Here is a 13,758-nt window from a genome sequence, read left to right as displayed (position 1 = left end):
TCCTCATGCATTGAATAAAATACATCTATACAGATATTTGGTACGAGAAAAGAGGTTACAGTGCTCTCGAAGCGATTTTAATTATTATATTTTAAAACATAAAAAATTCGCAGAATATTTTAAACCTAAATCTAAAAAGGATTCTGTAAAATCTGAAACTCCATTTGGAAAACAAGCACAATTTGATTGGAAAGAAAAACTTAACTTTACATTTAAAAATGGTGAAAAGTTTATGTTTAATGTAGGAAGCTTAGTTTTATCTGCTTCCAGATTCAAATATTGGGCAATTTGCCCTTCAACATCACAAGCTTATTTATTTGATTTCTTGCAACTGTTTTTGAAGAATTAGTTGGAGTTCCTAAGGAAATAGTTATAGATAATGCTTCAACAATGATGGATAAAGCTAGAACTGAACATTCTGAAGGAAAGATTAATCCTAAGTTTCAACAGCTAGCTGATGATTTCGGATTTAATATCGCTCCTTGCGTTCGAGCAAGACCGAATACCAAAGCTAAAGTTGAAAATCCAATGAGAATTATAGATGAAATAATGACTTATAATGGACTTTTGAATGATGAGAGTCTTATAACAAATGAGGCTAATTCAAGGATATTTCAAGCCACAGGTGTCCCTCCTATATGTGCATTTAAAAATGATCATCAAATTAGTATTGTAGAAGCTCTATATGAATTGACATCCAAAGAAGTTAAAGTCAAGGATTTCAAAGCAGTGAATCCTATGATTAAAGGAGTTAAAAGATTTTGATTTTGACTTCAGCCTAAAATAAATAGGCAACAATTTCTGGATTTTGAAAGTCTAATATTTTTAGAAAATAACAATAATATTATATTAATCGGAAACAGCGGTGTGGGTAAAACCCACCTTGCGACTTCCATAGGAATTGCTGCTGTTAACAAGAGAGTTGGTGCATATTTTATAAAACGATAATATTTAACAGTTCAGTTGAAAAAGGTCTCTTTAGAAAATAAATTAGAGGCTAGAATAAAGCATTTTAGTAATTATAAACTTCTTATAATTAATGAAATAGTCTATATTTCCATCGGTGAGCAAGAAGCAAAGATGTTCTTTCAACTAATAGATAGGCGCTATGAAAAGAAAAGTAAAATCGTTACTAGTAACATAAACTTATCCAACTGAAATCAAATATTTGTTGATAACTTACTTGCAAGTGCTATTTTAGATAGACTTGTCCATCATTCTACTATTGTAACTTCCTTAGGCAACTCTTATAAAACTGCACCCTCACTTTCTAAAATATCTGATAAAAATAATTGAACAATTATACATAAAAATATTGGCATAATTATTTAAAATAATCTTAACATTAATAAAGACCCACAAAATTCAAACCAACAGCATCAATTGTATACATATCTATAAATTTGTTAATAATATCTAATAAATAACTATAAAAGGGAGATATTCATGAAAAAAGATACGGTCAATTACTCAAAAATAAAATCTATACTTTTAGAAGATGAAAATATTGAACGAGTTATAATAGATGATATACACGAAAAGATTCTTATAACTCCTAGACAAGACTTACACTATGATTGGATTGAAGATCCACTAATTAACTTTAAATATAATGGAAATATAAAAATTCAAAATAAGTCCTTTAAAGTTATAAGTTATCTACAAAACATGAATAAAATTTACGAACTAGTTCTTAAAGAATACTAAGAAAATAATATTCTAAAAAGCTGTTATATTATCAGTTAAATATGATAATATAACAGCTTTTTAATCAAAATTCCTTCTTCTTTTAAAAAAATATATATTTCTTGCATGACATAAGAAAATATTTTTATATAATTATTTGTGTCCCTTTAACTTTGTAATAAGTTCATTTTTAACATCCCATAATTTTTGAGATAAATCTATATAATAAGTGTGTGGATTTTTAAATCTCTTAATTTCATCCCAAAGATTATCAAGCTGTACCTCTGCATAATTTCTTATTTCTTCAAGACTTGGCTTAGTATAAACTAATTCACCATTTCTAAAGATTTCTTCTTGTAATTCTTGTACATAATAATTAGTTAAGGTTTTCTTCTTCCAAGTATAAACTGGATCAAAAATTGTATATGGCTCCTTATCGTTTATTACTTCATCTGCCATAGTAATAACATCACCTAACGCCTTATGTGTATCCTTATCAAAGAATCTATAAACCTTCTTAAAACCTGGGTTTGTTATCTTTTCTGGATTTTCAGAAATCTTAATTCTTGGTATTATTTGTCCCTCTTCATTTTCAACAGCTGCAAGCTTATAAACTCCACCAAATACAGGTTCTGCCTTAGATGTTATTAATCTTTCACCCACACCAAAACTGTCTATTTTAGCTCCTTGTAATAAAAGAGAAGTTATTGTATGTTCATCTAATGAATTTGATGCTACTATTTGGCAGTCTTCAAGTCCTGCTTCATCTAGCATTTTTCTAGCTTCTCTTGTAAGATAAGCCATATCTCCACTATCTAGTCTAATTCCCTTTAATCTCTTACCCATTGGTTCTAATACTTCTTTAGCAACTCTTATTGCATTTGGCACTCCTGATTTTAATACTGAGTAAGTATCTACTAGTAATACTGTACTATCTGGATATAATTCAGCATATTTCTTAAATGCAGTGTATTCATCTTCATAGAATTGGATCCATGAGTGAGCCATTGTTCCTGACACTGGAATACCAAAAGCTTCACCTGCAATTGTTGCTGCAGTAGCTGCAGCTCCTCCAATATAAGAAGCTCTAGCACCGTATATAGCTCCATCTCCTCCTTGAGCTCTTCTAGATCCAAATTCCATAACTGTTCTTCCTTCAGCAGCTCTTACAATTCTGCTTGTTTTTGTAGCAATTAAAGACTGATGATTTATAGTTAATAAAATCATAGTTTCTAAAAGTTGTGCTTCATTAACTGGTGCTTTTATTGTTATTATTGGTTCACCAGGGAATATTAATGTTCCTTCTGGAATTGCATATACAGAACCTGTAAACTTAAAGTTTTCTAAGTAGTTTAAAAATCTTTCATCAAACTTATTTAAACCTCTTAAATATTCAATATCATCCTTATCAAACTTTAATCCTTCTATATATTCAATTACTTGTTCTAGACCTGCCATTACAGCATATCCACCATCTTCTGGTACCTTTCTAAAAAACATATCAAAATATACTATTCTGTCTCCCATGCCATCTAAGAAATAACCATTACTCATAGTTAACTCATAGAAGTCCATCAACATACTCAAATTTCTTCCATTTTTTAAATCTAGCTTTTTCATTATTTTCACCTAAAGTACTTCTCTTATACTTAATTCCTTTCTTTTTAAGTCTTTAACTGACTCATATATAAACTGACTTATTTTTTTATAATCTAATTCAGAGAATTCTTTTTTTATGTATCCTAAATTTGTAACAACTTCTGCCGAATTTTCTTCAATAATATGATTTATTCTAAAACTAAATGTTCTTAAGAAAGAACTTCCTTCAGCCTTTGTTTGAACTACTATTCTTAAAATCTTTAGTTCATATTCTTTTCCATTTTTATAAGTTTTTCGTCTACTTATCAAAAAAGATAAATTAGTATCTATAAATCTAACATCATTCGTAAATCTCTCAATAAATTCTACATAGCTGCTCTCCATAGAATCCTCCTTATAATCATATTGATGATAAGTTTGACCAAAAAATTATCTTATTTCTTTAACTACATCAATACCATTACTTCTTAATTTGAAAAATGTCATTAAATTCATAAGTTCTGCATCATGATTTCCATAATGTCCAGTTTCCACTGTATTCATTGGAACAATTATTCTTTTGTCTTCATTTACTTCATTAAAATATGTTTTTAAAGTCATAACAAATGTTTCTACACAAATATCTGTACATACACCTGTAACTATAAATGTATCAATATTTTGATTTTTTTCAAGCCACTTTTTAAAATCTGGTGCATGAAATCCATTTATACTATTCTTTTTAATAAAAGTTGTATTTTCATCTGGCTTTATTTCTTCCACATATTCTTCTTCTATTGTGCCTTTTAAACAGTGCTCAGGATAACATTTAAATTCTACAGAGTCTTTAGTATGACTATCTACAAAAAATACTTTTTCACATCCATTAAGAGCTTCGTTTAATTTTACTATTGGCTCAATTACTAACCCAGTTCTTTCTGAGGCAAAAACTCCTTCATTATAAAAGCCTCTTACCATATCAACAACTACAAAAGCAGTATTCTTTTTATTTTTTAAAATATCTGAAATATTGATATCCCCTAATAAACCTATTTCCTTTTTAATTTCTTTAATTGTATTTAGCATTTATATGTCCTCCTTAAATGTTATTTATTTCACTTAATATATAACTTTCATTTAATGTATATAAAGATGAAGGTCTGTATGCTCTGTTACATTTAACTTTTCCTGTTTTGCTTACCATAGGGTTTATCCATCTTCTAAAATTCTGTTTTACAAGATTTCTTCCTAAAAGAAGTTCATATACTTGTTGAAGTTCCATAAGTGTAAACTCACTTGGTAATAAACTAAAAGCTATTGTTGTATATTGAACTTTATTTTTCATCCTTTCAAGAGAATAATTTAATATTTTTATATGATCAAAAGCTAATCCCCTATATCCCTCAATAATTTTAATTTTAAAAGTTGAATTTTTATTGTAGCCTTTTATCTCAATATTTTCAATTATCTCATATATTATTTTAATATTTTTTTCTTTATTCTCTAATATTATGTGCGAAATAACCTTAAAATCTTCTTTGCTTATAATTTTTTTCTTTATAGTAAACCAAGCAACATCTGAAGCATCATCTCCGGCTTTTGCATTAATATCATTTTTATTTACTAAGGCCATATATGATGTTGAAATTACTCTCATTCTAGGATCTCTATTTACATCTCCCCATGTATATAGCTGTTCTAAATAAACATTATCAATATTAGTTTCCTCTTTTAATTCCCTATAAACTGCATCTTCAATATCTTCTTTTATATCCACAAATCCTCCCGGAATTGCAAAGCAATTCATAAAAGGATGTTTTTTTCTTTTTATTAGAAGCACCTTTAAGACTTTTTCAGGTACTTTCTTAAGGTCCTTTTCTTCTTCATCATCAAGAGTAAATAGAACCATATCTACTGTTAGTGAAGGCCTTTCATAATCACCAGGTTTATAATTTTTCAAGAACTCTTCCTCTGTAAGTGCATCTTTGTTTAACAAGTTTCACGCCCCCCTTCTTATAATCATTTTGATTATAAGACTATTATATTCTTCTTCATTTAGTTTAGCAATACATTTTTAAAACTTTTTTAACAATATATCTATATTTTTCTAATTTACTCAAATAAAGCAGCGTACTTTTATAAACCTATATTTCAAACTTCTTAATAATCTTTTCTAACTTACGTCATTAATATTTTTCCACTAATCTTAATTTTTCTTTATCTTTCAACCATGTTTTTAATATTACACATAATACTTATTACTTTATATAATTTAACTCTCGCCTAATTTAATGGATATATTTTTATTTTATTCAAAAACATTGTAAAATAAAATTGAATATTTTTTAAGAAGGAAATTTAACAATTAAATTATTTAAAAAACTTTTAATGCTAGTATCTATAGTTTTATTCGGAATTTTATCTTCATCTTTTTCAGTACTAGCATTAGAAGATGAAACATCTGACATAGTTGAAACATAACTTTATTCTGGGCTTACAACAATTGATGAACCTTGGACAGTTGCAACTTCAACTAATACCACTAATTCTAATGGTACATTTGATTCAGAACTAATTACAAAAGGAGGTTATTTTCACGTAGAATACACCGGTGAAGAAGGTAATGTTTCTCTTGCAATCAGTATTTGGACAACTGCTATATGGGCCGGTGTATCTCCAAGTAACTCTGGTGAAACTGAAACAGGCTTTTATTCATACTTTACTTTTGAAGATTGTGCTAAAGCCTATGGTACTGAAGATTTTTCAGACCTAAGTACAATATGTACTCAAACTACTGATACTTCATCACCTATGACTATTACTAAAATAAGCTGGTATAATAGAAGTAACAATTAATTTTGCCACATTAAAATAGCCACATCCTTCAAATAGATGTGGCTATTTTATATAAACCTTTATAAGTTTTCAATTAAAATCCTACGCATTTTCCTGATAATGTAGCACCTGATATATTATTTGTACCATTTTTTGAAGTACAGCTTACTATTTTAGCTTTACCAAATGTTACTTCATATCCTAAAGCTGATGGCTTACCTTTTGCTGGCCAGTTAAAGTTGTTCTTTCCATTTCCATCTGCTGTACAGCTAGTCATAGTTACAACACCCATTTGATTATTTCTATCAAATCCACTTGCTTTATTTCCAGTAGCACTACATCCTGTTAATACATGATTGTTTGGATCTAAGTGAGCTTTAACTCCAGGAGTTTTATTATCTACTCCACCTAATTTAAATCCATTTCCATCTCCTTGTACTCCATAGCAGTTACCATTGTAGTTTGCTTGACAATTTTTAAATGTAATTGCTCCATGAGTTGCATAACAATCATATCCATCATCAGAGTTATTATCTGATACACATCTATCTAGTACAATTCCTTCTCCTGAGTGAAGTTTAATTGCAAATCCATCTGCATTTTCTCCATTTGTTGGTCTATCAACATTGTGATGTGAATGTACTTTTGTTAATGTATCATAAGAAGCTCCATTTGATAATTGAACACCTGCATCTGCATTATCATGTACATTTAAGTTTGTTAAATTACAGTGGCTTCCTTCCATATATATTCCGTTGTCTTTTGCGTTGTATATTTGTAAATCTTGAATTGTTACGTTGTCTGCATTTACTGTAAATCCTCTTTTACCAGATGCTGATGGTGAAAAGTTTACTTTTCCTCCATTTATACCCTTAACTGTTACTCCTTTAGGTACTGATACTTCAACACTCTTAATTGCTCCATCAATTTGAACTGTATCTCCACTCTTTGCTTTTGATAAAGCATTCTTTAAACCACTATTACCTTGGCTGCTATTTACTGTATAAGTAGTTCCTGATGCAGCATGAGCTGTTACTGCTCCTAAACCTGGTGTATACGCTAATCCTAAAACTAAACTAACTCCTAAACAAAGTGCTTTTACTTTTTTCATAATTAATTCCCCCTAATTCTTGGTCAAGAAAACCTTAGATAACGTTTTCTTAAAACCTTTACATTAAATGTTTAACTTGTTTCTATGTGTTAATTATATAAAATACTTGTATACATTTAAAGAGGGTTGGCGCGAAAGTGCATTATTTTGTCGTGAAATTGAGATATTTCGCTGTTTTACGAAAAATCGCACAAAAAATGTATATTTATTTTATATTTTTTAATTATTTCTTTAAATAGATAATGTCTTTTTTACTTTTTATATCTTATTTGGTTGTGTAAATACATGCATTTTTACATAAATAAAGCATTGTAAAGAAAAAATATATTTAATTTTTTTGCAATTTATAAAACTTCCACAAAAATACTTGCGGAAGTTTAACCTTTAATTTTATTCATTTTTAAAATTAGCTCTTCAACAGTTATATTGCCATATTTATTTAAGCCATTTATAACTGAAGCTTCATAAATGATCCCTAAAAACTTCATTTCATCATCAAGTACATAAAAACAATTAAATTTATCTTTATCAATAAGCTTTAAAACCTCTACTAAAGATACTTTATAATATATTGATATGGACTTATTTTCTATATAATTATCTTTAATTATCTTTCTTCTTTTTCTAAATATATTACTAATAGTTATGTACATTCTTGCCCTCTTCTCAGATATTGTTGAATAAATTATAAGTACTGATGCTAATAAAAAACTAATATTAATTTTATGAATATATAAAGACATTAAAAATAAAATTATGCATACTCCTGAAACTATAAAACTTAAGCAAGTTAAAATATCCTTTGTCTTCTTGTATAGCAATTTTTGTGATAAAAGAATTTCATATATATTTACTCCATCTAAAGGATATGCTGGCATCATATTAAATAAAGCAAGAGTTACATTTATACTTAGACAATCCTTTATAGAGGATAAATCAAAAATCTGATATAAGATAATTAATAATAAAGCACTTATAAAATTAAATAATGGACCTGCTAAAAATACCCTTATTCTTTTTTTATAATTTAAATCTTCTAACTCATACCCGTATGTACTAACTCCTGTTACGTTTATTTCAATATCCCCCAATTTAACATCGTAATATCTAGCTATAAATATATGAGCCATTTCATGTAGAATAGCCCATATAAAACTAATCAATAATTTGCTATAAAAACTTCCTATAACTATTAAGATTAAAAACTCTAATAGAAATATTTTAGTTTTCTTTTTCATGAATAAAAACTCCTAAATCCTATTGCTAAACCTCCTCCAACGATGATAAATCCATTACATCACTTGGATTTTTTTCATTTCCTAAATAAATAAATTTAAATATTAAACCTTTTTTATCAGTCATATCTATATTCCCACACTTACCTATAACCTCACCCTTATCTACTATCTGTCCCGCTTCTACATTTATTTCTGATAATGATTCATAATATGTTTCTGTTCCATTTCCATGATTTATAAGAATATATTTATTATCATCATTAGTAACTACCTCTTCAACTACTCCTCCATAAGCTGCATTAACTTCTTCATTGTCATTAGCTGATATAGCAACTCCTTTAGACTCACCATTAATATATTTAATTTTTCCTGAAACAGGCTGAATATAATCTTCTTTTATAAGCTCTTTTAAAGTTCTTTCACCTGAAATCTGCGACTTTACTTCATCTATATAATCTAAAGCCTTTTCTTTATAATTATCATTATCAAGAATGTCTAAGTTCATTACAAAAGAACCAACATCTATATCTTTATCAAGAACTTCTTTTGATAAATCATAAAATTCACTACTAGCACTTTCTACTGCTACATATTTAAGTCCAATAACTATAAGAAGTAATAGAAGTGAACCTGATAGCTGCCATATAAATTTTCTAGTCATCCTCTCTATAATGCTTTCTTTATTTACCTCTGAAGGAAAACTTCCTTCCTTAATAGATGATATTCTTTTATAGGATGCCGCTCCTTGCCTTTTTATATTTCCATAATATCTTTCATACTGTTCTCTATAATTCCCCATCTCTATCCTCCAAAAAGTTTCTTTAATAAATTATATTTTTACTTTTTAAAAATATGAGTCATTCTAGTTAATATAAAAGTATATAAGGTACCATAAGCTTCTTGTTGTTTATTTATAATTGGGATATACTATTTTTTAAATAGTATATATACTAAATATAAAAACAAGGAGAAAAGTATGTTAAAATTAGCAAATATAACAAAAACATATAAAATAGGGAATATTGAAACTCAAGCCCTTAAAGGTGTATCTGTTTCCTTTAGAAAAAATGAGTTTGTTGCAATTTTAGGAACAAGTGGTTCTGGTAAAACAACAACCCTTAATATTATTGGTGGTCTAGATAATTATACTAGTGGCGACCTTATTTTAAATGGAAAATCAACAAAAAACTTTACTGAGAAAGATTGGAATAGCTATAGAAATAATTCTATTGGCTTTATATTTCAAAGTTATAACCTTATAACTCACTTAAGTATTGTTGAAAATGTTGAGCTAGGTATGACTTTAAGTGGAGTATCTTCAAAAGAAAAGCATAAAAAAGCTTTAGAAGCTCTTGAAAAAGTTGGTTTAAAAGATCACTTACATAAGAAACCAAACCAATTATCAGGAGGACAAATGCAAAGAGTTGCTATAGCTCGTGCTCTTGCAAATGACCCTGATATTATTTTAGCAGATGAACCTACTGGTGCATTAGACACTGCTACTTCTGTTGACATAATGAACTTAATTAAGGAAGTAGCAAAGGATAAGCTTGTAATAATGGTTACTCATAACCCTGAACTTGCTCATGAATATGCAGATAGAATAGTTGAATTTAAAGATGGTAATATTATCTCAGATAGCAATCCTTTTGAAGATGATAATGTAGTCTATAATAATTTTTCTTTAAAGAAAACTAGCATGAACTTTTTAACAGCATTAAAATTATCATTTACTAATATAAAAACTAAAAAAGGACGAACAGCTCTTACTGCATTTGCTTCAAGTATAGGAATAATAGGTATTGCAGTTATTATGTCCTTAAGTTCAGGTTTTCAAACTCAAATTACAAAGTTCCAAAGAGATAGTTTCTCTTCTTTCCCTATAACAATTTCTGAAGAATCTTCACAAATTAATATGGACGAACTCGATGATAAGCAAAAAGAAATGCTAGGTATTACTGGTGAAGGAGAAAAATACCCAACTTCAGATGAGGTTTATTCTTATGATTCAGAATCATATAGAGTATCTCATAAAAATAATATTACAAATGACTATATTAAGTATATAGAAAATATTAATCCTGATTATGTTCAAAACATAGGTTATACAAGACTTTTATCATTAAATCTTCTTAAGAAAACAAGTAATGGTATACGTCCTGTTAACACATCAGACTTAAAATTTAGTTATTATCCTGAAACTTTAGGTGGTTCAGATTCAAGTTACTTAGAAACTAACTATGATCTTTTATCTGGTTCTTACCCTGAAAATCCTACTGATGTTGTTTTAGTTGTAGATGATAAAAATAGAGTAAGTAAAAAAGCTTTAGCTACTCTTGGTTTTGAATCAAACGCTGTTAACTTTAAAGATTTAGTGGGATTAGAATTTAAAGAAATTTTAAATAATGATTATTATACTAAGACTAACTTAGGTACATACACTCTTAATACTAACTATGAAGAAATGTATAATTCAAATAATAGTATAACTTTAAAAATTACAGGTATTGTAAGAGGAAAAGAAGATGCAGCTATGGCTACTTTAAATTCTGGAATATCATATTCAGATAAATTAGACCAAATGATAATTGCTAATTCTATTAATTCAGATATTGTAAACTCTCAAAAAGATGTTTCTTATAATATTCTAACTCATGAAGCTATTGATGACGATATAAAATCAAATTTAATAGCTCGCTTAGGTGGTACTTCAGCTCCTTATATGATTAGCATTTATCCAAATAATTTTAATGATAAAGATCAAATAATTAATTACTTAGATGCTTATAATGAAGACAAACCAAAAAATGAACAAGTTATCTACACTGATCTTGCAGATAAAATTATATCTATGACTTCAGGAATAATGACAGGTATAACTGTTGTACTAATAGCTTTTGCTGGTATTTCATTAGTTGTTTCATTAATAATGATTGGAATAATTACTTACACTTCAGTTCTAGAAAGAACTAAAGAAATTGGTATATTAAAGGCCTTAGGTGCAAGTAAAAAAGATATTACAAGAGTTTTTGATGCTGAGACATTTATATTAGGAGGATTCTCTGGAATTCTTGGAATTGTTTTAGCTTATCTATTAACATTCCCTATAAACTCTGTTATATACTCTATGACTGATCTTAAGAATGTTGCAAAACTTCCTGTACCTGCTGCCATAGCTTTAATTATTATAAGTACTGTATTAACAATGCTTGGTGGACATATTCCTGCAAGAATGGCTTCTAAGAAAGATGCTGTTGAAGCTTTAAGAAATGAATAATAACAAAAAGCTACATCATTTAATGATGTAGCTTTTTTATGTACATTATACTATTTAGTTTTAACTCCATTTATTAAAAGCTCTGCGCTTCCTATATTAGTTGCTATTGGAACGCCATGAACATCACATATTCTTATTAATGCTGTAACATCAGGTTCATGTGGTTGAGCTGTAAGAGGATCTCTTAAGAAAATTACTAAATCAACTTTTCCCTCTGCGATTCTTCCACCTATTTCTTGATCTCCTCCATATGGTCCTGAAAGATATCTCTTTACTTCTAAACCTGTTGCTTCATGTATTTTTAATCCTGTAGTTCCTGTTGCAATAAGTTCATGCTCACTTAAAAACTCTTTATGTCTTTTTGCAAATTCTATTATACTGTTCTTCTTTTCATCATGTGCAATTAATGCTATCTTCATGATTATTCCCCCTTAAAAATGTATTTTTCTCTTTCTCATACCTATATTTAATACTAAAGCCACCGCAACTGATGTTGTTAATAAAGAACTTCCTCCATAACTTACTAAAGGAAGTGTTATTCCTGTTATAGGTACAAGCCCTATTGTCATTCCTATATTTTGAGTTATAGCAAATAAGAAATAAGATACCATACCTATACACACCAGAGATCCAAATCTATCTTTTGTTGTCTTAGCTGTGACTACCATTCTCACAATTAATATGCCATACAAGGTAAGTAGGAACATTGCTCCTAAAAGTCCCCATTGTTCTGCTATTGCTGCAAAAATAAAGTCTGTTTGAATTTCTGGAACATGTGTACCTGCATATCCAGGTGATACTGTTGGGTCTAATGTTGGTTTATTTGATCCTGTAAGTCCTCCAGATCCAATTCCAATTAGCGATTGGCTTAACTGATATCCATTACCAGAATCTTCTGTATCAGAACTAACAAAAGTTAAAATTCTAGCCTTTTGGTGAGGAAGTATAAGACCTGAGTTCCAAAGAATTACTACTACTACAAGTAAAGAAACAAAACCCCCATAAATTATTCTCTTATCAAGTCCTGCTATAAAAATCATTCCAAGGGCTATGAAGAAACAAACCATACTCATCCCCATGTCAGGCTGAATTAAAATAAGACCAACTGGAATCATAAAGTATATTCCAATTCTAATTAAATTCTTAATATTATTAACTTCACAATCTATATCATCTAGCTGTTTGGCTAGCATTAGTATTATTCCAAACTTAGCAACTTCTGCTGGTTGCAACTTCATTACTCCAAGATTTATCCATCCTCTAGCTCCATTAACTGTTATACCGATCCCAGGTACCCATACTAAGATAAGCAAAATAACTGAAAACCAATAAAAAACTGGAACATATCTATAAACTACCCTGTAATCTATAGCCAATAAAAAGTAAATAACCACCATAGAAACACAGAACCAAATGAATTGTTTCTTAACAAAGTAATAAGGCGTAGTTGAACCTTTAGTTGCCATATATATATTTAAAATTCCAAATAAAATTATTGAAATCATAGCAAGCAATAAGGCTTTATCTATATCTCTCATTAATCTAAAGTCTAATTTATATTTACTAAAAAAGCTTCTTTTGTTTCCCAAAAATCTACACTGTTGCCAAAACCTTATAAAACTTTATAAAGCATGTTTAATTCCTTATTCAACGTGTCCTATTTTGTCTTGATAGAGTCTAGACTACTTTAGTTTGATGTAACACTCCAAAGGCGTAAATTCGGGTACAACGCACCCTACATATTAGCAATATCTTTTAGGTGATTAAATTGCTAATTTATATCTACTAAGATTAATACTTGCATTATAGTCCCTGTTTATATTTAAACCACATGAACACTTGTATATTCTATAACTAAGTTTTAAATCTTTTTTTAATGCATAGGAAAATATAAATTTTTTTGATGTTAAACACTGATTTTGACTGGCTTTCTCATATGGAAGTTGTCAAATGCATTAAAAAATAATTGTAGGCCGCAAAAGAAAGCTGCCTCCTGCGCTGAAAAGCGTGGCGTCAGCCACTTTGTTCTAGAG

General features: G+C 28.7%; 13 protein-coding genes and 2 pseudogenes. 4 read left to right on the top strand and 11 right to left on the bottom strand.

Annotated features, from left to right (window positions below):
- The 3 genes and pseudogenes from BM384_RS17950 to BM384_RS10645 form a co-directional block, all read left to right on the top strand.
- Window positions 1-349: pseudogene (locus BM384_RS17950) on the top strand (hypothetical protein); the annotation flags it as partial.
- A gap of 41 nt (window positions 350-390) precedes the next feature.
- Window positions 391-765 carry a hypothetical protein gene (locus BM384_RS18255; protein WP_242946015.1) on the top strand — a complete coding sequence of 125 codons (375 nt, stop codon included), beginning with the start codon at window positions 391-393 and terminating at the stop codon, window positions 763-765.
- A 681-nt stretch (window positions 766-1,446) separates the two neighbouring features.
- Window positions 1,447-1,707, top strand: a complete 261-nt coding sequence (locus BM384_RS10645) for a hypothetical protein (RefSeq protein ID WP_090013515.1) — start codon at window positions 1,447-1,449, stop codon at window positions 1,705-1,707.
- A gap of 132 nt (window positions 1,708-1,839) precedes the next feature.
- On the opposite strand, the gene BM384_RS10640 is transcribed toward BM384_RS10645, so the two are convergent.
- From BM384_RS10640 to BM384_RS10610, 8 genes are all read right to left on the bottom strand, one after another.
- Window positions 1,840-3,306, bottom strand: a complete 1,467-nt coding sequence (locus tag BM384_RS10640) for a nicotinate phosphoribosyltransferase (RefSeq protein WP_090013522.1) — start codon at window positions 3,304-3,306, stop codon at window positions 1,840-1,842.
- Window positions 3,307-3,315: 9 nt separating this feature from the next.
- A complete protein-coding gene (locus BM384_RS10635; RefSeq protein WP_090013514.1) occupies window positions 3,316-3,669 on the bottom strand; it encodes a hypothetical protein in 354 nt (117 codons plus the stop codon).
- A gap of 45 nt (window positions 3,670-3,714) precedes the next feature.
- Complete coding sequence (locus tag BM384_RS10630; RefSeq protein WP_090013512.1) at window positions 3,715-4,350, bottom strand: cysteine hydrolase family protein; 636 nt, start codon at window positions 4,348-4,350, stop codon at window positions 3,715-3,717.
- 13 nt (window positions 4,351-4,363) lie between these two features.
- Window positions 4,364-5,260, bottom strand: a complete 897-nt coding sequence (locus BM384_RS10625) for an NUDIX hydrolase (RefSeq protein ID WP_242946014.1) — start codon at window positions 5,258-5,260, stop codon at window positions 4,364-4,366.
- Window positions 5,261-5,609: 349 nt separating this feature from the next.
- The gene (locus tag BM384_RS18520) at window positions 5,610-5,732 is read right to left on the bottom strand and encodes a hypothetical protein (RefSeq protein ID WP_278280919.1); all 123 of its coding nucleotides are present in this window, start codon (window positions 5,730-5,732) and stop codon (window positions 5,610-5,612) included.
- Window positions 5,733-6,193: 461 nt separating this feature from the next.
- Window positions 6,194-7,210, bottom strand: a complete 1,017-nt coding sequence (locus BM384_RS10620) for a right-handed parallel beta-helix repeat-containing protein (RefSeq protein ID WP_090013510.1) — start codon at window positions 7,208-7,210, stop codon at window positions 6,194-6,196.
- Window positions 7,211-7,587: 377 nt separating this feature from the next.
- Window positions 7,588-8,448, bottom strand: coding sequence for a site-2 protease family protein (locus tag BM384_RS10615; RefSeq protein ID WP_090013509.1), 861 nt, complete (start codon window positions 8,446-8,448; stop codon window positions 7,588-7,590).
- 25 nt (window positions 8,449-8,473) lie between these two features.
- On the bottom strand, window positions 8,474-9,247 hold the full coding sequence (locus BM384_RS10610; RefSeq protein ID WP_090013507.1) for a M23 family metallopeptidase: 774 nt from the start codon (window positions 9,245-9,247) through the stop codon (window positions 8,474-8,476).
- A gap of 177 nt (window positions 9,248-9,424) precedes the next feature.
- On the opposite strand from BM384_RS10610, the gene BM384_RS10605 reads away from it, so the two are divergent.
- Window positions 9,425-11,725, top strand: coding sequence for an ABC transporter ATP-binding protein/permease (locus tag BM384_RS10605; RefSeq protein WP_090013505.1), 2,301 nt, complete (start codon window positions 9,425-9,427; stop codon window positions 11,723-11,725).
- A gap of 50 nt (window positions 11,726-11,775) precedes the next feature.
- Here the strand turns inward: BM384_RS10605 and mgsA are convergent, their stop codons facing one another.
- The 3 genes and pseudogenes from mgsA to BM384_RS17360 form a co-directional block, all read right to left on the bottom strand.
- Complete coding sequence (gene mgsA, locus BM384_RS10600) at window positions 11,776-12,144, bottom strand: methylglyoxal synthase (RefSeq protein WP_090013504.1); 369 nt, start codon at window positions 12,142-12,144, stop codon at window positions 11,776-11,778.
- 12 nt (window positions 12,145-12,156) lie between these two features.
- Complete coding sequence (gene rodA, locus BM384_RS10595; protein ID WP_090013519.1) at window positions 12,157-13,263, bottom strand: rod shape-determining protein RodA; 1,107 nt, start codon at window positions 13,261-13,263, stop codon at window positions 12,157-12,159.
- Window positions 13,264-13,488: 225 nt separating this feature from the next.
- Window positions 13,489-13,605: pseudogene (locus BM384_RS17360) on the bottom strand (zinc ribbon domain-containing protein); the annotation flags it as partial.
- Window positions 13,606-13,758 lie beyond the last annotated feature (153 nt).

The organism is Clostridium sp. DSM 8431 (assembly GCF_900116755.1).
Classification (GTDB): domain Bacteria; phylum Bacillota; class Clostridia; order Clostridiales; family Clostridiaceae; genus Clostridium.
This window is presented reverse-complemented; position numbering and strand designations above follow the sequence as displayed.

Bases quoted from the DNA above. Each gene is read 5' to 3' on its own strand.
- BM384_RS18255 (WP_242946015.1), top strand. From the start codon at position 391: ATGATGGATAAAGCTAGAACTGAACATTCTGAAGGAAAGATTAATCCT.
- BM384_RS10645 (WP_090013515.1), top strand. From the start codon at position 1,447: ATGAAAAAAGATACGGTCAATTACTCAAAAATAAAATCTATACTTTTA.
- BM384_RS10640 (WP_090013522.1), bottom strand. From the start codon at position 3,306: ATGAAAAAGCTAGATTTAAAAAATGGAAGAAATTTGAGTATGTTGATG.
- BM384_RS10635 (WP_090013514.1), bottom strand. From the start codon at position 3,669: ATGGAGAGCAGCTATGTAGAATTTATTGAGAGATTTACGAATGATGTT.
- BM384_RS10630 (WP_090013512.1), bottom strand. From the start codon at position 4,350: ATGCTAAATACAATTAAAGAAATTAAAAAGGAAATAGGTTTATTAGGG.
- BM384_RS18520 (WP_278280919.1), bottom strand. From the start codon at position 5,732: ATGTCAGATGTTTCATCTTCTAATGCTAGTACTGAAAAAGATGAAGAT.
- BM384_RS10620 (WP_090013510.1), bottom strand. From the start codon at position 7,210: ATGAAAAAAGTAAAAGCACTTTGTTTAGGAGTTAGTTTAGTTTTAGGA.
- BM384_RS10615 (WP_090013509.1), bottom strand. From the start codon at position 8,448: ATGAAAAAGAAAACTAAAATATTTCTATTAGAGTTTTTAATCTTAATA.
- BM384_RS10610 (WP_090013507.1), bottom strand. From the start codon at position 9,247: ATGGGGAATTATAGAGAACAGTATGAAAGATATTATGGAAATATAAAA.
- BM384_RS10605 (WP_090013505.1), top strand. From the start codon at position 9,425: ATGTTAAAATTAGCAAATATAACAAAAACATATAAAATAGGGAATATT.
- mgsA (WP_090013504.1), bottom strand. From the start codon at position 12,144: ATGAAGATAGCATTAATTGCACATGATGAAAAGAAGAACAGTATAATA.
- rodA (WP_090013519.1), bottom strand. From the start codon at position 13,263: ATGAGAGATATAGATAAAGCCTTATTGCTTGCTATGATTTCAATAATT.